The sequence below is a fragment of the Pedococcus soli genome, assembly GCF_054782575.1.
The window spans coordinates 24,823-47,806 of the sequence record NZ_BAAGSF010000004.1 but is presented as its reverse complement, the minus strand read 5'-3'; the positions used below and the strand labels follow the sequence as shown (position 1 = coordinate 47,806).

The following is a 22,984-nucleotide window of genomic DNA, read 5'->3' as shown; positions in this document are numbered from 1 at the left end:
CGGTCGGGTCCTCACACGGCGGGGGCGACCTCGGCCCGGGCGGCGCGGGGGGTGCGGTGGAGCTGGGACACGACCACCACGGTCAGGAGCAGCAGCCCGGCGGCGACGGTCAGGGCGGTGGACGCCCCGGCGACGAAGACGTGCTGGGACTGCTCCACCACCGAGCGACCATGGCTCGGAGCGGCCGCGGCGTGCCGGCTGGCGGTGCCGAACACGGTCACGAGCAGGGCCAGGCCGAGCGACCCGCCGACCTGCTGGGTGACGTTGACCAGGCCCGAGGCCGCTCCGGCGTGCTGCGGCTCCACCTCGTGCAGCGAGGCGCCGGTGAGCGGCACGAACGCGGTGCCGTTGCCGAGCCCGAGCAGGACGAGGGGCACGAGGATCGACCAGTAGCTGCTGGTCTCCGACATCCGGCTGAGCAGGGCCAGCGCGGTGGTCGAGAGCAGCGTCCCCACCACCATGACGCGCCGCGGCCCGAACTGCTCGACGAACCGTCGAGCGCTCAGCTGGGAGGCGAGGAACAGGGCAGCGGTCAGCGGCAGGAACCCCAGGCCGGTCTGCAGCGGGCTGTAGTGGAGCACGTCCTGGAGGAAGAGGGTCGTGAAGAAGAACGTCCCCATGATCCCGGCGACGAGGAGCAGGCGTCCGGCGTACGAGCCGGCACGAGTGCGGTTGGCGAACAGCTCGAGCGGCACGATGGGGTGTGCTGCGCGACGTTCGACGAGGACGAACAGGACGAGCAGCGCCGCTGCCGCCACGAACGAGGCGATCGTCTCGGTGTCGCTCCACCCGGCCTCGGCCGCACGGACGAACGCGTACACCAGGGCGGTCATGCCGAGGGTCGAGCTGAGGGCACCGGCGACGTCGATCCGCCCGGTCGACCTCGGGGTCTCCGGGACGACGAGGAGGGCGGCGGCGATCACGGCCAGGCCGATCGGCACGTTGACGAACATCACCCAGCGCCACGAGAACCACTGCACGAGCAGGCCCCCTGCGATGAGCCCGATGGCGGCACCGCCGATGGAGACGCCGGTGAACAGGCCGAGGGCGCGGGTGCGCTCGCGGGCCTCGGGGAAGGTCGACATGAGCAGGGCGAGGACCGCCGGTGCGGCCAGGGCCGCCCCGACGCCCTGGGCCGCCCGGGAGGCGACGAGCCAGGTGGCGGTGGTGGCGAAGCCGCCGGCGAACGACGCGGCGGCGAACAGCGCCATACCGGTGAGGAAGACCCGGCGCCGACCGAACAGGTCGCCGGCCCGCGCACCGAAGAGCAGGAGCCCCCCGAAGGCGAGGGTGTAGGCGGACAGGACCCAGGACAGGCCGGTGGGGGTGAAGTCGAGCGCCGTCTGCATCCGGGGCAGGGCGACGTTCACGATGGTGGCGTCGAGCACGACCATGAGCTGGGCGGTGAGGATGACGCCGAGGACGACGGTCGGGGAGACGCGCCGACGGGGGCCGCGCGCCGTGGGCGACGCGGGGGTGGCCGCGGGAGCGGCAACAGTCTGGGCAGACACGATGGTCGTGCTCCTTCAGGTACGATGGTCGGAGAAGTGGAAGGTCCCTCCGGATACGACGATACGGAGGCTGCCTCCGCTTTGCAAGTCATTCCCGTGATGGAGGTGCGTGTCAGGTGGTCCCGACCCCCGCTGCCGGTCAGCTCGCCGCGGAGCGGCCGATGCGTGCCGATGCCCAGCGCAACCTCGAGCGACTCCTGCTGGCCGCTCGCGAGGTCCTGCGCGAGTCCGGCGCGGACGCCTCGCTCGAGGAGATCGCCCGCCGGGCCGGGGTCGGCATCGGCACGCTCTACCGGCGCTTCCCGACCCGGCTCTCCCTGCTCGAGGCGGTCTACCGCGAGGACGTCGACGCGCTCGGCGACCGCGCCGAGCTGCTCATCGAGGGTGAGGAGCCGTGGCCCGCGCTGGAGAAGTGGGTCTGGGCGCTGCTGGACTACGTGGCGACCAAGCGGGCGCTGTTCCAGGAGCTCGTCGACGCGGTCGGCCGCGACTCGGAGCTGCTCACCCACTCCCGCCAGGCCGTCAACGACGCGGCGGGGGCCGTGCTCCGCAACGCCCAGGACGCCGGCGTCGCGCGCACGGACGTCGAACCGTCCGACCTGCTGCGCCTCGTGGGGGGCTGCACGATGATGGGCGAGCTCGACCCGGCGCAGCAGGAGCGCGTCGTGAGCATCGTCCTGGGCGGTATCCGCGCGGCCTGACCGGTGCGACGGGGCGCGGCCTGGGGCGTGCGGCTGCGGACCTGACCGGCGCGGCGGGGGGCTGCACGCGGTTTCCCTGGGGGAGGGGCTTGCCCCGGGTGTTACCGTCAAGGTCTCGGCGTCTCCCCAGGAAACGAGACGCGTCGTGACGAAGTCGTCCGACAGGCCCGAGCGTGTCGACTCCGCGAGGGCCACAACGCACCGTGCGTGCACGTCGCCGCCCCTCATGGGTGGTGGTGCTCCACGTCGGCTCGCGACGCGGGGGTAACCAGGAAGGTTCGCCCATGTCCGTGTCCCACCGGGTCCTCAGCCCGTCCTCCCCGGCCGACACTGCGCCGGGAGGGGTCTCCTTCCAGCACCTGGCCCACCTCACCGACGACATCGGCGTCTTCGAGGGAGCCGTCCTGACGGTCCCCGTCCGCGAGGGCGGGTACTGCGTGGACGACGTGGCACGGGCGTTCGTCGTGACGGCCAGGGAGCCGGAGGGCTCCGCCGCGCTCACCGAGCTCGCGACGACCTACCTCTCCTACGTCCTCGACGCCCAGGCCGACGACGGCGCCTTCCGCAACCGCCGGGCCGTGGACGGCTCCTGGTCGGACGCCGCGGCGGTCGATGACGGGTGGGGGCGCGCCCTCTGGGCGCTCGGCACGGGGGTCGCTCGCGCGCCCGAGCTGTCCGACTGGCGGGCCCTCGATGCGTTCACCAAGGGCGCCGCCCTGCGGTCGCCCTCGACGCGCTCGATGGCGTTCGCCGGCCTGGGTGCCGCGGAGGTTCTCGCCGTGCGGCCACGGGACGTGGTCGCGCGGGAGCTGCTGTCCGACGCCGCCACCCTGATCGCCCCGCCCGACCCGCTGCTCGGCCGTCGACCGACACCGGCCGAGGGATGGCACTGGCCCGAGCCGCGACTGAGCTACGCCAATGCCGCCCTGGCCGAGACCCTGCTGGCGGCGGGTTCGCTGCTGGGCGTCTGGAAGTGGCTCACCGAGGGGCTGGCGATGCTGAGCTGGCTGGTCGAGACCGAGACCACCGACGGCCTCGTGTCGGTCTGCCCCCCCAGCGGGTGGGGGCTCGGTGAGGCCCGGACGCCCTTCGACCAGCAGCCGGTGGACGTGGCGGCCCTGGCCGACGCGTGTGCGCGGGCCTTCGACGTCACGGCCGACCCCCGGTGGAGTGCCGCGGTCGGCCGCTGCTCGGCATGGTTCGAGGGCGCGAACGACGCCGGGACCGTCCTGCACGACCGCGACAGCGGCGGTGGGTGCGGTGCGCTCGCCGGACGCGTCGGCCACGCGGACCAGGGTGCAGAGTCGACCATCGCGATGATCTCGACGTTCCAGCAGGCGAAGCGGCTCGGCGTGGACGGCGGCACGGCCTGAGACGGTCGCTGCCCGCGTGGGCGCCGTCCGGCGGCCGCGGGTAGGTTCGCAGCAGTACGGCGCGGTCGGCGCCGACCGGTCGGGAGGTGTTCGTGCGCGTCGTCGTCACCGGTGCGGGCGGGTACATCGGCAGCCGCCTCGTCCCGGCCCTCCTCGAGGCGGGCCACGAGGTCACGGCGACGTTCACCCGGATCGCGTCCGCCGAGCGATTCTGGTGGGCCGACCGGGTCACCGTCGTGCAGATGGACGTGCTCGACCGGGCCTCCGCCCGGGCGGCGGTGGCCGGGGCGGACGCGCTGTTCTACCTGATCCACGGCCTCGGCGGCGACGACTTCGCGACCACCGACCGCGAGGGTGCCTACAACGCCGCCCATGCCGCGGTCCGCGCCGGGGTCGGTCGAATCGTCTACCTCGGTGGCCTCGTGCCCGACCTCCCGGACGAGGACCTGTCGCCGCACCTCCGCTCGCGCCTCGAGGTCGAGGAGGTCCTCACCGACTCGGGGGTGCCGACGCTGGCGCTGCGGGCGGCCATGGTCGTCGGGAGCGGGTCCACCTCCTTCGAGGTGATGCGCCAGATCAGCGAACGGCTTCCCCTCCAGGTGCTCCCGACGTGGATGCGCAGCAGCCGGGTCGAGCCCGTGGCCGTGACCGACGTGGTGGCCGCCCTCGTGGGCGCCCTCGGTGCCCCCGCGACCAGTCGCGCCTACGACGTGGGCAGCGGAGAGCCCCTGGCGTATGCCGGGTTGCTGCGACGCTACGCCCGGCTCGCCGGACTCACGCGGGTCCAGGTGACCGTGCCGATGCTGCCGACGGCCCTGGTGTCACGGCTGGCGCCGGTGCTCACGGCGGCGCCGGCCTCGACGGTGCAGACCCTCGTCGAGAGCCTGCACCACGACATGGTCTGCCGGGAGGACGACTTCCGCCGCGAGCTGCTGCCGCCCGGCCACCGGCTCACCGGGGTCGACACGGCCCTCGAACGGGCCCTGCTCGTCCCCGCGGACGTGGTGCCCGACGTCGACCGCGACGTCCTCGGCCCCCTGCACTCCGATGCCGAGTGGGCCGGCGGACAGGTGTCGCGCCGCGACGGCCTACCGGTGCACCATGCCCGCGGCGGGTGGCGCGGGCTGCTGCTCGGTCCGCCCCCCTCGCGCTGACCGGCCACACCGCCATACCGCCTCTTGCACTCGCCGCACCCTCGCGCCCTCGCCAGCGACACGGCAAACCGCTGGTGGCGAGGCAAGACGGGAGTTACTTCCCCGAGCCTTGCCTCGCAACCGCCGTTGTGCCCGGCGGGTCGGGTCGAGGCGTCAGGTCGGGGCGTCAGGTCGGGTCGGTCGTGCGGGCCCCGTCGACGCGTCAGCGGCGGGACTTGAGGTGGCGATCGAGGTTGTGGGCGAACCCGGCCCCCATCGCCGCGATGACCCCCTGCATGGTGGTCTGCACCGCGGGCTTGGCGATCCTCGGGAACGGCAGGTCGACGTGCACCCCGAGGTCGATCGCCAGCAGGGTGCCCTCACCCTTCTCGGTCAACGTGTAGGTGCCCTCGACCCCGGCGCGTTCCTCGCCCCTCGGGGTGTGGGTGAACTCGATCCGCTCGGTGGGCTGCAGGTCCATCTGCTCGGTGAAGGCCAGGCCGATGTTCTTGCCGAGGACCTCGATGGGGGCCAGCTTCCACAGCCAGGTGCCGCCGTGGTCCTCGATGGAACGCACCATCGGAGTGAGCTTCGCGACCTGTCCCGCGTCGCTGAGCACCGACCACACGGCCTCCCGGGAGAACGGCACCACGGCCGTGGAGCGCTTGGAAGCCGAGAAGACCGTCATGGTCCCGAGTCTGGTGCATGGGCGCCCCCGCCGCGTCCGGGGCCCGAACGGCAGACTGGGGCCATGGTCGAGCGCAACTGGTCCGGCAACGTCACCTACCGCGCGGAGCGCGTCGAGCGCCCGCGCTCGGTGCCCGAGCTCCAGGAGCTCGTGGCCGGAGCTGGTCGGGTGCGCGCGCTGGGGTCGCGGCACTCGTTCACGGCCCTCGCCGACACCGAGGGAGTGCTCGTCTGCACGTCCGAGCTCGTGGACCCGGCGGCCCCCGGGGCCGTGGTGGTCGACGCGGAGGCGGGGACGGCCACGGTCCCCGGCGGCGCGTCGTACGGGGTGGTCGCGGCCGAGCTCGAGCGGCAGGGGTGGGCGCTCGCCTCCCTCGCGTCGCTGCCGCACATCAGCGTCGCCGGCGCGGTCGCGACGGGCACGCACGGGTCGGGGGACCGGACGGGTTCGTTGTCCGCGGCCGTGGCCGGGCTGGAGCTGGTGACCGCCGACGGTGCGCTGCTGCGCGTGTCCCGCGGGGACGGGGGGTTCGACGGGAGCGTCGTCGCGCTCGGTGCCCTCGGCGTCGTCACCCGCGTCACGCTCGACGTCGAGCCGACCTACCTGGTCCGGCAGGACGTCTTCACCGGGGTGCCGTGGTCGGTGGTGGAGGCGGACCTCGACGCGATCACCGGCGCGGCCGACAGCGTCAGCCTGTTCACCCGGTTCGACGACACGGCGGTGCGCCAGGTCTGGTGCAAGAGCCGCGGCGCCGACTCGCCCACCGACTTCTTCGGGTCGCCTCGCGCGACGCGGGTCATGCACATGCTCGACGGCGCGCCGACCGAGTCGGTGACCGACCAGACCGGGACGCCCGGCCCGTGGCTCGAGCGGCTGCCGCACTTCCGGCTCGAGTTCACGCCGAGCCGCGGAGCCGAGCTGCAGAGCGAGTACCTCGTGCCGCGCCGCAACGCCCTCACCGCGATGGAGGGCCTGCGGCGGCTCCAGCCGGTTTTCGGCCCGGTCCTGCAGAACGCCGAGATCCGCACGGTGGCGTCAGATCCGTTGTGGCTCAGCGGTTCCCACGACGAGGACGTGGTCGGGTTCCACTTCACCTGGGAGCTCGACGAGGCGGGTGTGTATGGCGTCCTGCCGGACATCGAGGCCGTCCTCCTGCCGCTCGGGGGACGGCCGCACTGGGGCAAGTGCTTCGTGGCCGCCGCGGCCGACCTCGCACCGATGTACCCGCGGTGGGACGACTTCCAGCGGTTGCGGGACTCGCTCGACCCGGAGCGCAAGTTCGGTGGGGCGTTCGTCGACCGCGTGCTGGGGTGAGTCCTGTCTCCGCCTGACCGTGGACCGCCGGGCCCTGTGAGAGTGTGGCCGCGTGAGTGACGCGGCGGCTGGAGCACCCCGGCGTGGACGACCCGGGTACGACCAGGAGACCGTCCTGCGCCGGGCGATCGAGCTGTTCAACGAGCAGGGCTACGACGGCACGAGCATGGGTGACCTCGCCCGCGAGCTCGGGTTCAGCAAGTCCGCGATCTACCACCACGTGCCGAGCAAGACGCACCTGCTCTCGCAGGCGCTCGACGAGGCGCTGGACGGCCTCACCGAGGTCCTCGACGAGGCGAGTCGCGAGGTCGCCGGTGCCACGGCATACGACCGGTTGCGTCGGGCCGTGCGGCTCAGCGTCGCGGTCCTCGTGGACCACCAGCCTGCGGTGACCCTGCTGCTGCGGGTGCGGGGCAACAGCGAGGTGGAGCTGGCGGCGCTGCGGCGCCGGCGGGACCTCGATGCACGGTTCGCCGGGCTGGTGCGCGAGGCCGTCGAGGAGGGCTCTCTGCGCTCGGACGTCCCGCCGGCGCTGGTGAGCCGGCTGCTGTTCGGCATGGTGAACTCGCTCGTGGAGTGGCACCGCCCCGGCGGAGCCGTCGACGCCGAGCAGCTGTCCGACGCCATCACGACGCTGGCGTTCGACGGCCTCGCCCTGCGCCCGCCGAGCCTGTAGGCAGCCGGGGCAGCCGGGGCTGCCGCCGAGCCTGTAGGCAGCCGGGCAGCCGGGGCATCGGGGCGGCCACATCCCCGCCCACGGTGGGTGATCTGCCGCCTCAGAGGTCCCGGAAGGGGCAGGTCGCCACCCCACGGCGGGTCACCAGTCGTAGAAGCCGCGCCCGGTCTTGCGGCCGAGCTCGCCGGCCGCGACCTTGTCGCGCAGCACCTGCGGCGGCTCGAACCTCGGGCCCAGCTCTCGCGTGAGGTGCTCGGCGATCGCGAGCCGTACGTCGAGGCCGACGATGTCCGTCGTCCGCAACGGGCCGACCGGGTGGCGGTAGCCCAGGGTCATGGCCGTGTCGATGTCCTGCGCGGACGCGACGCCCTCCTGCACCATCCGCATCGCCTCGAGCGCGATGGCGACCCCGAGGCGGCTGCTGGCGAACCCGGGGGAGTCCTGCACGGTGATGCCGGTCTTGCCCAGCGCGGTCACCCAGCCCCGGGCCCGGTCGACCAGGGCCGGGGCCGTCTGCTCGCCGACGACGACCTCGACGAGGTCGCTCGCCGGGACGGGGTTGAAGAAGTGCAGTCCGATGAAGCGTTCGGGCGCGCGGAGTCCGGCGGCGAGGGCGCTGACCGACAGCGAGCTGGTGTTGGTGGCCAGGACGGCGTCGGGTGCCGAGTCCTCGGCCCGCCGCAGGACCTCGAGCTTGAGGGCCGTGTCCTCGGGGACGGCTTCGACGACCAAGGAGCAGCCGGCCAGGTCGGACGTGGTCGTGGTGACGGTGAGGCCGGCCAGGGCCTCGTCGACCGTGCCGGTCAGCAGACCGCGCTCGGCGGCCTTGCCGATGCTCGTGGTGACCCGCCCCCGTGCAGCGTCGGCGAGGAATTCGTCGCCCTCGACGACGACGACCTGCGCACCGGACACGAGGAACGCATGGGCGATCCCCGCCCCCATCCGCCCTCCGCCGTAGACACCGACGACCGCGGGCAGCATCGACTCCGAGCTCATGTCAGACCCTCTCCACCAGCAGGGCGGCACCTTGGCCGACCCCGACGCACAGCGTGGCGAGCCCGCGACGGGCCTGCGCCCGCTCCAGCCGGCCGACGAGGGTCAGCAGGATCCTCGTCCCGGAGGCCCCGAGCGGGTGGCCGAGCGCGATCGCGCCGCCGTCCGCGTTGACGATGTCCTCGTCGAGGCCCAGGTCGCGGATGCAGGCAAGGGACTGCGAGGCGAAGGCCTCGTTGAGCTCGACGGCGTCAAGGTCCCCGATGGCCCAGCCGGCGCGGTCGAGGGCCTTCTGGGTGGCCGGCACCGGGCCGATGCCCATGACCTCCGGCGCGACCCCGGCGCTGGCCGAGGCCACCAGCCTTGCGCGCGGCTCGAGTCCGTGGCGGGTGATGAACGCCTCGCTGGCCACGACGACCGCAGCCGCCCCGTCGTTGAGGGAGCTGGAGTTGCCGGCGGTCACGAGGCCGTCGGGGTGGTTGACCGGGCGGAGCCTCGCGAGCCGTTCGAGCGAGGTGTCGGCCCGTGGTCCCTCGTCGACGGAGAACTCGCCGTCGCCCACGGGCACCGCCACGATCTCGTCGGCGAACCTCCCCGCCTCGATCGCCGCGACCGCCCGCTGGTGCGACCGCAGCGCGAACTCGTCGAGCTCCTCACGCGTCAGCCCCCAGCGCTCGGCCACCCGCTCGGCGGTCTGCGGCATCGACAGCGTCGTGTCCGCGTCGAACCTCGGGTTGGTGAACCGCCACCCGATCGAGGTGTCGAAGGTCGCCCCCGGGCGAGCGAACGCCTTGGACGGCTTCTCCATCACCCACGGCGCGCGCGTCATCGACTCGACCCCACCGGCCACGACGAGGTCGGCGTCGCCGGACGCCACCATCTGCCGCGCGGTGGCGACCGCGGTCAGCCCCGAGGCGCAGAGCCTGTTGACCGTGAACCCCGGCACCGACTGCGGCAGCCCGGCGAGCAGGGTGGCCATGCGCGCGACGTTCCGGTTGTCCTCGCCGGCCTGGTTCGCCGCACCGAGGACGACCTCGTCGACCAGCTCGGGGTCGACGCCCGCACGCTCGACCGCCTCACGGACGACGAGCGCCGCGAGGTCGTCGGGGCGCACGGTGGCGAGCCCGCCGGCATACCGGCCGATCGGGGTCCGGGCTCCGTCGAGGAGGAAGGCCTCGGTCACGGTGGTGCTCCTTCAGGGTGTTCGTCGGTATGGCGCGGGGCCGGGAGGTGCCCGGGCCGGTCCGGGTCAGGCGTCGAAGTCGACGGTGACGGTGTCGCTGACGGGGTGGCTCTGGCAGGTGAGCACGAAGCCCTGCTCGACCTCGCGCTGCTCGAGGGCGTAGTTGCGGCGCATGTCGACCTCGCCGTCCCGGACCAGGGCGCGGCAGGTGCCGCAGACGCCGCCCTTGCAGGCGAACGGCAGGTCGGTGCGGGTGGCCTGGGCGGAGTCGAGGATCGACTGCCCCCGCGGCATCGGTGTGGTCGAGCTCAACCCGTCGAGGACGACGGTGACGTCGCTGGTCTCGCCCTCGACGACGGCGTCGGCCCGGTGCAGCTCGGGCGGCGGCTCGTCGACGTAGAACAGCTCGAAGTGCACCTTGTCGGCGGGGACGTCGAGCTCGGCGAGCACCTCGCGGGCCGACTCGATCATCGCGAGCGGGCCGCAGAGCCAGACGTGGTCGACGTCGTGGACCGGCACGAGGACGTCGAAGAGTCGACGCAGCCGGTCGGCGTCGAGGCGGCCCGAGAAGAGCTCGACGTCGCGTGGCTCGCGGGACAGCACGTGCACGAGCTGGAAGCGCGAGCCGTGGCGGTTCTTGAGGTCGGCGAGCTCCTCGGCGAACATCACCGACCCGGTGGTGCGGTTGCCGTAGAGGAGGGTGACCTCGGCCTCGGGGTTGGCCAGGACCGTGCTCGCGATGGACAGCATCGGCGTGATTCCCGACCCCGCCGCGATGCACAGGTGGCGGCCGCCCTCGGCAGGGTCGGCGCGGAAGGTGCCGTGGGGCGTCTGCACCTCGACCTCGTCGCCGGGCCGCAGCTCGTGCAGGAGCCACTGGGAGAACAGGCCGTCAGGGATCTCGCGGACCCCGATGCGCGGCCGGTCGCCCACGGTGGCGCAGATGGAGTAGGTGCGGCGCTGCTCGACCCCGTCGACGTACCTGCGCAGCGTCAGCGACTGGCCGGCGTCGAACGCGTACGACTCGGTGAGCTCGTCCGGCACCTCGAAGCTCACGGCGGCGGCGTCGTCGGTCAACGGCTCGACGGCGTGCACGGTGAGGGTGTGGAACGTGGGGGCGGGGCGTCGGGGCTTCTTCAGCAGCAACGAGGGGGCGGCCGAGGTCAACTCAGATCTCCTTGACGTGCTCGAACGGCTCGAGGCAGCCGGTGCAGCGGTAGAGCGCCTTGCAGGCGGTGGGTCCGAACTCCGACGTGAGCTCGGTCTGCGCGGATCCACAACGGGGACAAGCGATCTCACGTCGCGTCGGCATGAGGGACAAGGTCACGGGGCCGCCACGGGCCGGGGCCCGTCCGGGTGCGGACAGGCCGTGGTCTCGCAGCGCCTGGCGGCCGCGCTCGGTGATCCAGTCGCTCGACCACGCGGGGGTGAGGGACACGCGGACCCGCGCGCCCGGCATACCGGCGTCCTGCAGCGACCGGACGAGGTCGTCACGCATGGCGGCCATGGCAGGGCACCCGGTGTAGGTCGGGGTGATCGCCACGACGACGTGGCCGTCCTCGTCGACCTCGACCTCGCGCAGGACGCCGAGGTCCTCCAGCGTGAGCATCGGCATCTCGGGGTCGGTGACGGTGCGGGCGACGGCGACCGCCCTCTCCTTGAGGGTGGTCACCACTGGCCCATCGGGTGGGCGCGGGCGACCACCTGCATCTCGGCGAGCAGGAGGCTGAGCGCCTCGGTGTGGAGTCCGTCGCGGCCCTGCCTGCCCTGGACTGCGGCCAGCGCTCCCTGGGTCGGCTGGTCGACACCGCTGACGGCGAAGACCTGGGCCAGCACCACGGCCACGTCGTCGGCGGTCGTCGCGGGGTCGACCCCGACGCCGGCAGCCGCCACGCGGGCCTCGACCTCGTGGGTCGCGAACAGCTCGGCCTGGAACGGCCACACGGCCGCCAGGGCCGCGTCGAGGCGGCGGCGCGACTCGTCGGTGCCCTGGGCCAGCGTGAGGAACCAGCGCCCCGCGTAGTCGCGGGTGTAGGTGAGCTCCTTGACCCCCTTGGCCGCCACGGCGGCCAGCACGTGGTCGCGGCTCGCGGACAGCCGCTCGAGCAGCGCCAGCCGGGCCGTCGCGAAGACGAGCAGCTTGACGACGGTCACCGCGAAGTCGCCGTTGTCGGTCTCGACGAGCCGCACGTTCCGGAACTGACCCGCCTCGCGGAAGAACGCCAGGGCGTCCTCGGGCGGCACCGGCGAACCCGACGGCAGCGCGGGCACGAGCGACGGGTCGGCGGCGGCAGCGCGGGCCAGCAGCAGCCGCGCCTGGCCGAGGAGGTCGAGCGCGATGTTGGCCAGCGCGATGTCCTCCTCGAGGTCGGGCGCACGGCTGGTCCACTGCGAGAGCCGTTGCGACGCGACGAGGGCGTCGTCGGCGAGCATCAGGCAGTAGGTGCCGAGGTCACCGGCGTCGACGCCGTCCGGCACGGTCGTGTCGACTCCCGCGAGCGGGTCCTCGAAGTCGGTGCCGAAGGCCCAGTGCGAGGGGTCGCCACCGAGCAGGCCGTCGTAGACGGACCCGTGGGCGTCGGAGGGGTCCGGTGCCGGGTGCGAGGCGGAGTCAGCGGCGGGGTGCGAGGCGGGCTCGACGTGGTCGGTCATCACTGCCTCACATGTGGGGGACGTTGTCGGGGATCTCGTAGAACGTCGGGTGCCGGTAGACCTTGTCGTTGCTCGGGGCGAACATCGGGTCCTTCTCGTCCGGGCTCGACGCGGCGATGTCCTTGGACTGCACCACCCAGATGCTCACGCCCTCGTTGCGTCGCGTGTAGACGTCGCGTGCGTGCCGCAGCGCCATGTCGTCGTCGGCCGCGTGCAGCGAGCCCACGTGGACGTGGTTGAGCCCGCGCTTGCCGCGCACGAACACCTCGTAGAGCGGCCACTCCGCCCTGACCTCGCTCATGCCGGACCCTCCTGGCCGTGCGCCGCGGCAGCCTGCTGGGCGGCATACGCCGTCGCAGCCTCGCGCACCCACGCACCCTCCTCGTGGGCCTTGCGGCGGTGGGCGATCCGCTGGGTGTTGCACGGGCCGTTGCCCTTGACCACCTGCATGAACTCGTCCCAGTCGGGCTGGCCGAAGTCGTGGTGCCCGCGCTCGGCGTTCCAGCGCAGCTCCGGGTCGGGGAAGGTCACCCCGAGCGCCTGGGCCTGCGGCACCGACATGTCGACGAACCGCTGGCGCAGGTCGTCGTTGCTGTTGCGCTTGATGCCCCACGCCATCGACTGCGCCGAGTTCGGCGACTCGTCGTCGGGCGGCCCGAACATCATCAGTGCCGGCCACCAGAACCGGTTGACCGACTCCTGCACCATGGCCCGCTGCTCCTCGGTGCCCCGCATCATCGTCATGAGCAGCTCGTAGCCCTGCCGCTGGTGGAAGGACTCCTCCTTGCAGATGCGGATCATGGCGCGGCCGTAGGGACCGAACGAGGTCCGGCAGAGCGGCACCTGGTTGCAGATCGCGGCCCCGTCGACGAGCCAGCCGATGGTGCCCACGTCGGCGTAGGACAGCGTCGGGTAGTTGAAGATCGAGGAGTACTTCTGCGCCCCCGAGATGAGCTTCTCGGTGAGCTCGCCGCGGCTGACCCCGAGGGTCTCGCAGGCGGAGTAGAGGTAGAGCCCGTGACCGGCCTCGTCCTGCACCTTGGCGAGCAGGATCGCCTTGCGCCGCAACGACGGGGCGCGGCCGATCCAGGCACCCTCGGGCTGCATGCCGATGATCTCGGAGTGCGCGTGCTGGGCGATCTGGCGCACCAGCGTCCTGCGGTACCCGTCCGGCATCCAGTCGCGCGGCTCGATCCGGTCGCCGTGCCCGATGGTCGTGTCGAAACCGGCCTGGAGCGGGTCGGTGGCGGTGTCGGTCATGGGTCCTCCACGAGGTCGGGGGCGCCGGGGCAGTCAATTACTGACCGAACGGTCGGTAACAGTTTCGCAGATGCCCACCGCCCGGGCAACCACCGTATGCCGCCGCGCAGCCAGCTCCCAGCCCTGCACCAGCCCCGCACCAGCCCTGCACCGGCTCGCTCAGTGAGCGCGAACTGTCGTCATGTCCGCGCGATACCGACAGTTCCGGCTCAGCGAGCTCAGCGGCGACGGCGGTTGCGGTGGGCGATCGTGCCCGACAGCACGGTCGCGAAGCCGCACCACGCGGCATACGCCCCGATGGCCACGGCCTTGCCACGACCCGCGGCACCGGCCCGCCGGGCGAGATCGGCGGAGGAGGCGGTGAGCACCGCGCACTCGGCGGTCGCGAGCCAGGGCCGCTTCGCGCGGAAGAACAGTCCGGTCCAGGCGGTGTTGAGGGCCATGTTGAGCGCGAGGGCCTGCTCGAGCTCCTGGGCCTCCTTCTCCCGGCCCGCCTCGGCGAGCCAGGAGGAGGAGACCGCGCTGACGAGGGCGACGTCGGCGTACAGGCCGGTCCAGACGACTGGGAAGGCCGCGGGCGGGGGCTCCCACGAGGGCTTGTCGAGCCTGCGGTACCAGCGCGACGTGGGGTCGGTGAGCAGGGAGCCGGTGACGGCTGCCGCTCCGACCATCGCGCTGGTGCGCGCCAGGGTGCGGCGCCAGCGGAAGGGGTCGATGCCGCGGTTGGCCGCCCGGATCGCGTCGTCGAACCCGGTGCGACCCCCGGGCGGCGGGCCGGTGACGTCGAGGATGTCCTGCTCGTCGCAGACCGCCTCGTGGACGAGGCTGCCGATGAGGGGGCGGCCGATGCCGCGGGAGATCGGGGTGACGATGTCGATCCACAGCCCCGCGAGCTTGGGCGTGAGGACCGGGACCGTCGTGATGAAGCGGCGACCCAGCCCGACGATCTCGGCGTAGCGCTGCATCATCTCGGCGTAGGTGAGGACCTCGGGGCCACCGATGTCGAACGTCCGGTTGACCTCCGGACCCATGTCCGCGGAGCCGGCGAGGTAGTGCATGACGTCGTCGACCGCCACCGGCTGGATCCGGTTGCGCAGCCACCGCGGCGCGACGACCGCCGGGAGGCGCTCGGTGAGGTGGCGCAGCATGTCGAACGACGCCGAGCCGTCGCCGAGGACGATCCCGGCCTGGAGCACGGTCGCGGGGACCGGCCCCTCCAGGAAGATGTCGCCGACCTCGACCCGCGACGCGAGGTGGTCCGAGAGCCGCCCCTCGGGGTGCAGGCCGCTGAGGTAGACGATCCGGCCCACGCCACGGTCCTTCGCGGCGCTGGAGAAGGTGTGGGCCATCTCCCGGTCGCGCTGCATGAAGTCGCCCTTGCCGTCCATCGAGTGCAGCAGGTAGTAGGCGACCTCGACGTCCTCGAGCGCGCGGCGGCAGTCCTCGGGGGAGCTGGCGTTCCCCTCGACGACCTCCACGCGTTCGGCCCAGTCGTGGCCCTCGAGGCCGCGGCGGCTGCGGGTGAGGACACGCACCGTCCAGCCGCGGTCGAGCAGGACCGGGACGAGTGCGCCCCCGACGTAGCCGGTGGCACCGGTGACCAGCACCCGGCGGGTGGAGGACGAGGACGTGGGGGACATGGGTCAGCTTCCGGACGAGAGGACGGTGGGCAGGAGGAAGAGCATCCCGAGCGACCACGTGAGGTGCGTGATGACCGGGCCGAGGATGCCGCCGGTGACGCGGCGCTGCAGGCCGGTCAGCAGTCCGAGCAGGGCGGCAGCGAGGACGAGCAGCGGGATGCCGGATCCCACGGTGGTCAGGGCGTAGACCACGGTGGTGACGAGCACCGCGTGGCGGCGGCCGATGGCCGAGTAGAGGGCGCCGCGGAAGTAGAGCTCCTCGGAGACGCCGTTGACGGCGGTGATGAGCGCGACGACGGGCAGCGAGCCGAGGCGGGCGTGGTCGAGCAGGTTGGTCACCGGGTCGCGGAGCAGCGGGATCCGGGCGATGACGAGCCCACCGAGCAGGAAGACCGCCAGGAGCAGGGCGCCGAGGGCGAGCGACTGGACGATCGGCCGGGCGTCACCACCGGAGCGCGTGCGTGCCCGCCCCAGGTGCAGGGGCCCGGACGCGAAGGCCCCGACGGTCCAGACCAGCGCGAGCCCGACGGTGGCCGCGTAGAACGCCGGGTCGCCGGGCGCGATCCGCAGGGCGAGGGTGAGGACCGCCGTGCCGACGAGCAGCGTGACCACGGCCACGACGCGTCGGCGGCGGAAGGCTGCGTCGGACTCGGTGTGGTCGCGGGGCACCGGGGTGACCAGGGCCGCCCTGACGAACGAGCGCACCTCGCTCGCGGGGTTGATCACGCCGAGCCCCGCCCGCCGGACCCCGAGGACTGCGCACCCCGCGCCGCCTCGTACCGCCGCAGCGCCTCACGTCGCTCCTCGGCGTGGTCGACGACCGGCTCCGGGTACCCGTGGGCGTATCCCTCGTCGTGCTTCCACGGCTCGTGCACCGCCTTGCCGGGGACGTGCGCGAGCTCGGGGACGTACCGGCGGACGTAGTCACCCTGCGGGTCGAACCGCTGCCCCTGGGTGATCGGGTTGAAGACGCGGAAGTACGGGGACGCGTCGGTGCCGGTGCCCGCGACCCACTGCCAGCCGTGGTTGTTCGAGGCGATGTCGCCGTCGAGCAGGTGGTCGAGGAAGTGCCGTGCGCCGACCGGCCACCAGACGTGCAGGTCCTTGGTGAGGAAGCTCGCCGTGACCATCCGCATCCGGTTGTGCATCCAGCCCTCGGTGAGCAGCTGGCGCATCGCGGCATCGACGACGGGGTAGCCGGTGCGGCCCTCCTTCCACGCCGCGACCAGGTCCTGGTTGTCCTCGTAGGTCATCCCCGACAGCGCCGGTCGCAGGTCGTGCCACGCCGACCTCGGGTGGTGCCAGAGGACGTCGGCGTAGAACTCGCGCCAGCACAGCTCCGTCGCGAACGTCTGCGCCCCCTGCCCGGTCCGGCCCTCGAGCTCGGCGAGCAGGGTGCGCGGGTGCACGGCCCCGATCTTGAGGTAGGGGGACAGCCGCGAGGTCCCGGGCCGGTCGGCCCGGTCGCGGTCGTCCTTGTATGCCGTGAGCGCGTCGTCGAGGAACTCGCGCCACCGCGCGAGGGCGGCTCCCTCGCCGGCGGCCGGCAGGTCGGGCAGCCCGTCTGCCGACGCAGCGGACCGGATGGTCCTCCAGCCGTCGTCGTCGGAGGCGACCCGGGCGAGGGTGAGCCCGGTCGGCTCGGTCGCCGGCGCGGGCCAGCCCTTGTCGCGCCAGGCGCGGCTGAACGGGGTGAAGACCTTGTACGGGTCGCCGCTGCCGTTGACGATCGAACCCGGCCCCACGGCATACGGGGTGCCGGTCTCGACCCAGTCGACGCCTGAGGCGGCGAGGGACGCGGAGACCGCCCGGTCGCGACGGACGCCCGCAGGGGTCGTCTCCCGGGAGACGTGGACCGACCGCGCGCCCACCTCCTCGACGACAGCCGGCACGACCTCCGCGGGGTCGCCGACCCGTAGGCACAGGCGGCCGTCGTAGGCCTCACGGGCTGCCTCGAGCGTCGCGGCGAGCCAGGCCCGACGCACCGGTCCGGCGCCCTCCCAGAGCTTGGGGTCCAGGACGAACAGCACGAGCACGGAGGCACCGTCGGCGGCAGCGGCCGCGGCTCCCAGGGCAGGGAGGTCGCCCCGGCGCAGGTCGCGGCGGAGCCAGAGGACAGCGGCTGCGCGGGACATGTCCTCAACCCTAGGTCGGGTCGCACGGGCATGCCGCGGCGAGGGCCGCCACCGGTCGGACCTCCCGTCGACCGGACCCGCGCAGGTCGACGCGCGCAGGTCGGACCGGGCATTACTCGCGAGTCACCGACGATCGGTGGCAGGCTCGGGGCTCGGCGGCGTGCGGTCTGCGCCGCCAGCCGTCGTCCGTCCGTGCTGGGAGGCCCACTCGATGTTCTCGCGCATCGCCATCGTCAACCGGGGAGAGGCCGCGATGCGGCTCATCCACGCCGTGCGCGACCTCAACGCGCAGGCGGGGGCCGACGGGCACCGCATCGAGACCGTCGCCCTCCACACCGAGGGGGAGAAGCGCGCGATGTTCGTGCGCGAGTCCGATGTCGCCTACAACCTCGGCCCGGCGGCCAACCGGCCCTACCTCGACTACGCGGTGCTGGAGAAGGCGCTGCGCGAGACCGGCGCCGACGCCGCCTGGGTCGGCTGGGGCTTCGTGGCCGAGGACCCGAACTTCGCCGAGCTGTGCGCCCGCATCGGCGTGACCTTCATCGGACCGAGCCCGGAGGCGATGCGCAAGCTCGGCGACAAGATCGGCTCCAAGCTCATCGCCGAGGAGGTCGGTGTGCCCGTCGCCCCCTGGAGCGGCGGCGGCGTCGACACCCTCGAGGACGCCAAGGCGGCGGCGGCGAGGATCGGCTACCCCCTCATGCTCAAGGCCACCGCGGGTGGTGGTGGCCGGGGCATCCGCATGGTCGCCTCCGACGCCGACCTCACCGACGCCTACGAGCGGACCCGGGACGAGGCGCAGCGTGCGTTCGGCTCCGGTGTCGTCTTCCTGGAGCGCCTGGTCACCGGTGCCCGGCACGTCGAGGTCCAGGTCATCGCCGACGGCCAGGGCACGGCGTGGGCCATCGGCGTCCGCGACTGCTCGGTCCAGCGCCGCAACCAGAAGGTCATCGAGGAGTCCGCCTCGCCCGTGCTCGGTCCCGAGCAGGTCGCCGAGGTCAAGGCCAGTGCCGAGCGGCTCGCGATCGCCGTCGGGTATGCCGGCGCCGGCACCGTGGAGTTCCTCTACCACCCGGGCGACAAGTTCTTCGCCTTCCTCGAGGTGAACACCCGGCTCCAGGTCGAGCACCCCATCACCGAGTCGACGACCGGCACCGACCTCGTCAAGCTGCAGATCCACGTCGCCGGCGGTGGCCGGACCGAGGGGGAGCGCCCGGTCGAGGAGGGCCACGCCGTCGAGGCCAGGCTCAACGCCGAGGACCCCGACCGTGACTTCGCGCCCTCCCCGGGCCGCATCGCGCTGCTGAACCTGCCGTCGGGCCCCGGCATCCGGGTCGACACCGGTGTCGGCGAGGGCGACTCGATCCCGGCCGACTTCGACTCGATGATCGCCAAGATCATCGCCGTCGGCAGCGACCGGGACGAGGCGCTCGCGCGGCTGCGTCGCGCCATGTCCGAGACCACCGTGGTCATCGAGGGCGGCTCCACCAACAAGAGCTTCATCCTCGACCTGCTCGACCAGCCCGAGGTCATCGACGGCAGCGCCGACACCGGCTGGATCGACCGCGTCCGCGGCGAGGGCCGCCTCGTCTCGCACCGGCACTCCGGCATCGCCCTGGTGGCGGCCGGCATCGAGGCCTACGAGGACGAGGAGGGTGTCGAGCGCACCCGCCTGCTGGAGACCTCGCGAGGGGGACGCCCCCAGGTCCAGCACCGCACGGGCCGGGCCATCGACCTGAAGCTGCGCGGCACGGCATACAAGGTCACGGTCTGGCGCATCGGGCCGCACCTGTTCCGTGCCACGGTGGCCAACGGTGTCACCGAGCAGACCGTGGACGCCGAGCTCGACCGCCTCGACGAGTACACCAGCCGGCTCACCACCGGCGGTCGGACCCACCGCCTCATCACGGCCACGCACGGACCGGTCCAGCTCGTCGAGGTCGACGGCGTGACCCACCGCGTGAGCCGTGACGAGGGCGGCGTCCTGCGTTCGCCGGCACCCGCGCTCGTGGTCGCGACCCCGGCCCCCGTCGGCAGCGAGGTCGCGGCGGGAGCCCCGGTCCTCGTGCTCGAGTCGATGAAGATGGAGACCGTGCTCCCGGCGCCGTTCGCGGCCCGCGTCAAGGAGCTGCTCGTCTCCACCGGCAGCCAGGTCGAGACGGGCGCGCCGATGGTGCGCCTGGAGCCGCTCGGTGACCCGGACGACGTCGCCGAGGCGGCCCCCGAGAACGTCGTCGACCTCGACCTGCCCGAGCTCGACCACAGCGGTGCGGGGGCGCAGGAGGTCATCGAGCGTTCGCGGGCCTCGCTGTGCGCCATGCTGCTCGGCTACGACGTCGACCCGCGTGACGGCGGGAGCACCCTGCGGTCCTACCTCGAGGCCCGCGACGAGCTCGTGGCGTCGGGGCACCCCCAGATCGGCGACGAGGTCGCCGTGCTCGAGGTGTTCGCCGACTTCGCCGAGCTGAGCCGCAACCGGCCGGCGGGCGAGGAGGACCACGTCGAGAACCGCGTGCACAGCCCGCGGGAGCACTTCCACACCTACCTGCAGAGCCTCGACGTCGAGCGTGGAGCGCTGCCCGAGCAGTTCCGCAGCAAGCTCTCGCAGGTGCTGCGGCACTACGGGCTCGACAGCTTGGACCGCACGCCCCAGCTCGAGGAGGCGGTGTTCCGGGTGTTCCTGGCCCAGCAGCGCTCGGCCCCCGAGGTGGCCCTGGCTACCGCGCTGCTCCAGCACTGGATCGTCGAGCCGCGACCCGAGCCGCCGCTGGACGCCAGCGCCCGCGACGTCCTCGACCGGCTCGTCGTCGCCACCCAGCTGCGCTACCCGGTGATCGGTGACCTCGCCCGGAGCGTGCGGTTCCGGTGGTTCGACCAGCCCCTGGTCGACGCCGACCGCGCCACCGTCCTCGGCGGCGTCCGCGACGAGCTCGCCGCCCTCGAGGGCGTCCCCGGTGGGGACGAGCGGGCGGCTCGCATCGACGCGCTCGCGGCGATCCCGGAGCAGATCGTGCAGTTCCTCGCCGAGCGCCTCGAGGACGGGGTCCCCACCCGCGAGCCGATGCTCGCCGTCCTCATCAAGCGCCACTACCGCGAGCACGACCTCACCGGGCTGCGTGAGCTGCAGGTCGACTCGCGGCCGTTCGCCGTCGCCGACTACTCCCTCGACGGCCGCCCCACGCACCTCGTGACGTCGGTGGGCCGGGTCGACGAGCTCGTGCCGGACTCCACCCTCGTCGCCGGTGTCGTCGAGCAGCTGGCCCAGCGCGGGGACGGTGACGAGGCCGTGGTCGACCTCTACCTGTCGTGGCCCGACGAGCCGTCCTCCCCGGAGGAGTCCTCCGCCCGGCTCGGTGCCGCGCTGGCCGCCATGCCGTTCGCCCAGCAGGTGCGCCGGGTCGCGGTCGCCGTCTGCCCCGGCTCCGGTCGTCCCGTCAGCTACTTCACGTTTCGGCCCGAGGCCGACGCGATGGTCGAGGACCGCCTCGTCCGCGGGGTGCACCCGATGGTGGGTCGCCGCCTCAACCTGTGGCGGCTGCGCGACTTCGACATCACCCGGCTCGACGCCCCCGACGACGTCCTGCTCTACCGGTGCGTCGCGCCGGGCAACGAGTCCGACCAGCGCCTCGTCGCGCTGGCCCAGGTCCGCCAGCTCGCCGTCGTCCGCGACGAGCGCGGCCGGGTCACCGCCCTGCCGCACGCCGAGCGGGCCATCGCCAACTGCCTCGAGGCGATCCGCCGGGCGCGCGCCGCGAGCGGCTCAGCCGGGGCCCGCCTCGACATGAACCACGTCTGGGTGCACATCTGGCCGCCCATCGAGGCCGACCTCGACCAGCTCACCGCGCTCCAGGCCAAGATCTCGCCGCTGACCGCCGGCGCCGGGATCGAGGAGGTCCTCGTCCAGGGCCGCATCGCCACCCCGGACGGTGCCAGCGCCCCGCTCGCCGCGCGGTTCCACTACCAGCCGGGGTCCGGGGTCGTCACCTCCGTCGAGGAGCCGCCGACCGAGCGGCTCAAGCCGCTCGACGACTACGCGCAGAAGGTGGTCCGCGCCCGCCGCCGTGGGGTCGTCTACCCCTACGAGCTGCAGGCGATGATCGCCGGACACGGTGGGACCGCCACGGAGTACGACCTCGACGACCGCGGCAGCCTCGTCCCGGTCGACCGCCCCTACGGCCTCAACAAGGCCGGCATCATCGCCGGCGTCATCACCACGCCCACGGAGCGCTACCCCGAGGGCATCACCCGCGTGCTGCTCTGCGGAGACCCGCTCAAGGCGCTCGGCGCCGTGGCCGAGGCCGAGTGCATGCGGGTCATCGCGGCCCTCGACCTCGCGCAGGAGATGGGGGTGCCGGTCGAGTGGTTCGCCCTGTCCGCCGGTGCCCGCATCTCGATGGACTCCGGCACCGAGAACATGGACTGGGTGGCCCGCGCCCTCAAGCGGATCGTCGAGTTCACCCAGGACGGCGGCGAGATCAACATCGTCGTCGCCGGGATCAACGTCGGCGCCCAGCCCTACTGGAACGCCGAGGCGACGATGCTCATGCACACCAAGGGCATCCTCGTCATGACGCCGGACAGCGCGATGGTCCTCACCGGCAAGCAGTCGCTGGACTTCTCCGGCGGCGTCTCGGCCGAGGACAACTTCGGCATCGGCGGCTACGACCGCGTCATGGGCCCCAACGGCCAGGCGCAGTACTGGGCCCCCGACCTCGCGGGTGCCCGTGACGTCCTCATGGCCCACTACGACCACACCTACGTCCACCCGGGCGAGGACGGTCCGCGCCGGGCGAAGACCACGGACCCCGTCGACCGCGACGTCACGACGTTCCCGCACACCCTCGCGGACTCGGGCTTCACGACGGTCGGCGACATCTTCTCCTCGGCGACGAACCCGGACCGCAAGAAGCCGTTCGACATCCGGACCCTCATGGCCGCCGTCGCCGACCAGGACCACGAGACGCTCGAGCGCTGGGCCGGCATGGCCGACGCCGAGACCGCGGTGGTGCAGGACGCCCACCTCGGTGGGATCCCCGTGTGCCTGCTGGGGATCGAGTCCAAGACCGTGGCCCGCCGCGGGTTCCCGCCCACCGACGGTCCCGACACCTACACCGCCGGCACGCTCTTCCCCCGTTCGTCCAAGAAGGTCGCGAGGGCGATCAACGCCGCCAGCGGCAACCGCCCGGTGGTCGTCCTGGCCAACCTGTCCGGCTTCGACGGGTCACCCGAGTCGATGCGCAGCCTGCAGCTCGAGTACGGCGCCGAGATCGGCCGCGCCATCGTCAACTTCGACGGCCCGATCGTCTTCACCGTGGTCTCGCGCTACCACGGTGGTGCGTTCGTCGTGTTCTCGAAGGTGCTCAACCCCCGGATGACGGTGCTCGCCGTCGAGGGGTCGTTCGCCTCCGTCCTGGGTGGTGCGCCGGCGGCAGCCGTCGTGTTCTCCCGTGACGTCGACGCCCGTACGGCATCGAACCCGCGGGTGCGCGACCTCGAGGCCGCGATGGGCGAGGCCGACCAGGCCCGCCGGGCCGAGCTGGCGACCGAGCTCGCCGAGGTCCGCAGCGCGGTCCGCTCGGAGAAGCTGGGCGAGGTGGCCTCGGAGTTCGACAAGGTGCACAGCATCCACCGCGCCGTGAGCGTCGGCTCGGTCGACGCCGTCATCTCGGCCCAGGAGCTGCGGCCGCGGATCATCGCCGCGATCGAGGCTGGGCTCAAGGGCTGA

General features: G+C 73.0%; 18 protein-coding genes. 6 read left to right on the top strand and 12 right to left on the bottom strand.

The genetic code is table 11. The annotated features are described in order from the left end of the window. Positions 1 to 11 precede the first annotated feature (11 nt). On the bottom strand, positions 12 to 1,511 hold the full coding sequence (locus ACYVKF_RS06225; RefSeq protein ID WP_056920486.1) for an MFS transporter: 1,500 nt from the start codon (positions 1,509 to 1,511) through the stop codon (positions 12 to 14). A 116-nt stretch (positions 1,512 to 1,627) separates the two neighbouring features. Between ACYVKF_RS06225 and ACYVKF_RS06220 the strand changes: the two genes are divergently transcribed. The 3 genes from ACYVKF_RS06220 to ACYVKF_RS06210 all read left to right on the top strand — a co-directional run bounded on the left by ACYVKF_RS06220 (position 1,628) and on the right by ACYVKF_RS06210 (position 4,739). Then, positions 1,628 to 2,212, top strand: coding sequence for a TetR/AcrR family transcriptional regulator (locus ACYVKF_RS06220; protein WP_460965606.1), 585 nt, complete (start codon positions 1,628 to 1,630; stop codon positions 2,210 to 2,212). Between the two features lie 284 nt (positions 2,213 to 2,496). Then, entirely contained in the window at positions 2,497 to 3,585 is a 1,089-nt protein-coding gene (locus tag ACYVKF_RS06215; protein WP_460965604.1) for a glycosyltransferase, read from the top strand. A 92-nt stretch (positions 3,586 to 3,677) separates the two neighbouring features. Beyond that, positions 3,678 to 4,739 (top strand): NAD(P)H-binding protein, encoded by a 1,062-nt coding sequence (locus ACYVKF_RS06210; RefSeq protein WP_460965602.1) that lies wholly within the window; start codon positions 3,678 to 3,680, stop codon positions 4,737 to 4,739. 202 nt (positions 4,740 to 4,941) lie between these two features. Here the strand turns inward: ACYVKF_RS06210 and ACYVKF_RS06205 are convergent, their stop codons facing one another. Beyond that, positions 4,942 to 5,406 carry an SRPBCC family protein gene (locus ACYVKF_RS06205; protein ID WP_460965600.1) on the bottom strand — a complete coding sequence of 155 codons (465 nt, stop codon included), beginning with the start codon at positions 5,404 to 5,406 and terminating at the stop codon, positions 4,942 to 4,944. Between the two features lie 63 nt (positions 5,407 to 5,469). Here ACYVKF_RS06205 and ACYVKF_RS06200 point away from each other — a divergent pair, with 63 nt between their 5' ends. Both ACYVKF_RS06200 and ACYVKF_RS06195 read left to right on the top strand, forming a co-directional pair. Then, positions 5,470 to 6,720, top strand: a complete 1,251-nt coding sequence (locus ACYVKF_RS06200) for a D-arabinono-1,4-lactone oxidase (RefSeq protein WP_460965598.1) — start codon at positions 5,470 to 5,472, stop codon at positions 6,718 to 6,720. Positions 6,721 to 6,772: 52 nt separating this feature from the next. Beyond that, on the top strand, positions 6,773 to 7,396 hold the full coding sequence (locus tag ACYVKF_RS06195; RefSeq protein ID WP_460965596.1) for a TetR/AcrR family transcriptional regulator: 624 nt from the start codon (positions 6,773 to 6,775) through the stop codon (positions 7,394 to 7,396). A 141-nt stretch (positions 7,397 to 7,537) separates the two neighbouring features. On the opposite strand, the gene ACYVKF_RS06190 is transcribed toward ACYVKF_RS06195, so the two are convergent. The 10 genes from ACYVKF_RS06190 to ACYVKF_RS06145 all read right to left on the bottom strand — a co-directional run bounded on the left by ACYVKF_RS06190 (position 7,538) and on the right by ACYVKF_RS06145 (position 17,259). Further along, entirely contained in the window at positions 7,538 to 8,392 is an 855-nt protein-coding gene (locus ACYVKF_RS06190) for a 3-hydroxyacyl-CoA dehydrogenase family protein (protein ID WP_460965594.1), read from the bottom strand. 1 nt (position 8,393) lies between these two features. Further along, positions 8,394 to 9,572 (bottom strand): thiolase family protein, encoded by a 1,179-nt coding sequence (locus tag ACYVKF_RS06185; protein WP_460965592.1) that lies wholly within the window; start codon positions 9,570 to 9,572, stop codon positions 8,394 to 8,396. Between the two features lie 66 nt (positions 9,573 to 9,638). Continuing rightward, entirely contained in the window at positions 9,639 to 10,739 is a 1,101-nt protein-coding gene (gene paaE / locus ACYVKF_RS06180) for a 1,2-phenylacetyl-CoA epoxidase subunit PaaE (RefSeq protein WP_460965590.1), read from the bottom strand. Between the two features lies 1 nt (position 10,740). Further along, complete coding sequence (paaD, locus tag ACYVKF_RS06175; protein WP_369796264.1) at positions 10,741 to 11,244, bottom strand: 1,2-phenylacetyl-CoA epoxidase subunit PaaD; 504 nt, start codon at positions 11,242 to 11,244, stop codon at positions 10,741 to 10,743. Next, complete coding sequence (gene paaC, locus ACYVKF_RS06170) at positions 11,241 to 12,224, bottom strand: 1,2-phenylacetyl-CoA epoxidase subunit PaaC (protein WP_082580626.1); 984 nt, start codon at positions 12,222 to 12,224, stop codon at positions 11,241 to 11,243. Before paaC ends, paaD begins: the two co-directional genes overlap by 4 nt. Before the next feature lie 7 nt (positions 12,225 to 12,231). Further along, positions 12,232 to 12,525 (bottom strand): 1,2-phenylacetyl-CoA epoxidase subunit PaaB, encoded by a 294-nt coding sequence (gene paaB / locus ACYVKF_RS06165; protein ID WP_056915515.1) that lies wholly within the window; start codon positions 12,523 to 12,525, stop codon positions 12,232 to 12,234. Beyond that, positions 12,522 to 13,484 (bottom strand): 1,2-phenylacetyl-CoA epoxidase subunit PaaA, encoded by a 963-nt coding sequence (gene paaA / locus ACYVKF_RS06160; protein WP_460965587.1) that lies wholly within the window; start codon positions 13,482 to 13,484, stop codon positions 12,522 to 12,524. The genes paaB and paaA overlap by 4 nt, the downstream gene beginning before the upstream one ends. A 218-nt stretch (positions 13,485 to 13,702) precedes the next feature. Continuing rightward, positions 13,703 to 15,124 carry a tryptophan-rich sensory protein gene (locus ACYVKF_RS06155; RefSeq protein WP_460965585.1) on the bottom strand — a complete coding sequence of 474 codons (1,422 nt, stop codon included), beginning with the start codon at positions 15,122 to 15,124 and terminating at the stop codon, positions 13,703 to 13,705. 3 nt (positions 15,125 to 15,127) lie between these two features. Then, positions 15,128 to 15,850, bottom strand: coding sequence for a CPBP family intramembrane glutamic endopeptidase (locus ACYVKF_RS06150; protein ID WP_056915512.1), 723 nt, complete (start codon positions 15,848 to 15,850; stop codon positions 15,128 to 15,130). Beyond that, the gene (locus tag ACYVKF_RS06145) at positions 15,847 to 17,259 is read right to left on the bottom strand and encodes a cryptochrome/photolyase family protein (protein WP_460965583.1); all 1,413 of its coding nucleotides are present in this window, start codon (positions 17,257 to 17,259) and stop codon (positions 15,847 to 15,849) included. The genes ACYVKF_RS06150 and ACYVKF_RS06145 overlap by 4 nt, the downstream gene beginning before the upstream one ends. 211 nt (positions 17,260 to 17,470) lie before the next feature. On the opposite strand from ACYVKF_RS06145, the gene ACYVKF_RS06140 reads away from it, so the two are divergent. Beyond that, positions 17,471 to 22,984 (top strand): ATP-binding protein, encoded by a 5,514-nt coding sequence (locus ACYVKF_RS06140; RefSeq protein ID WP_460965581.1) that lies wholly within the window; start codon positions 17,471 to 17,473, stop codon positions 22,982 to 22,984.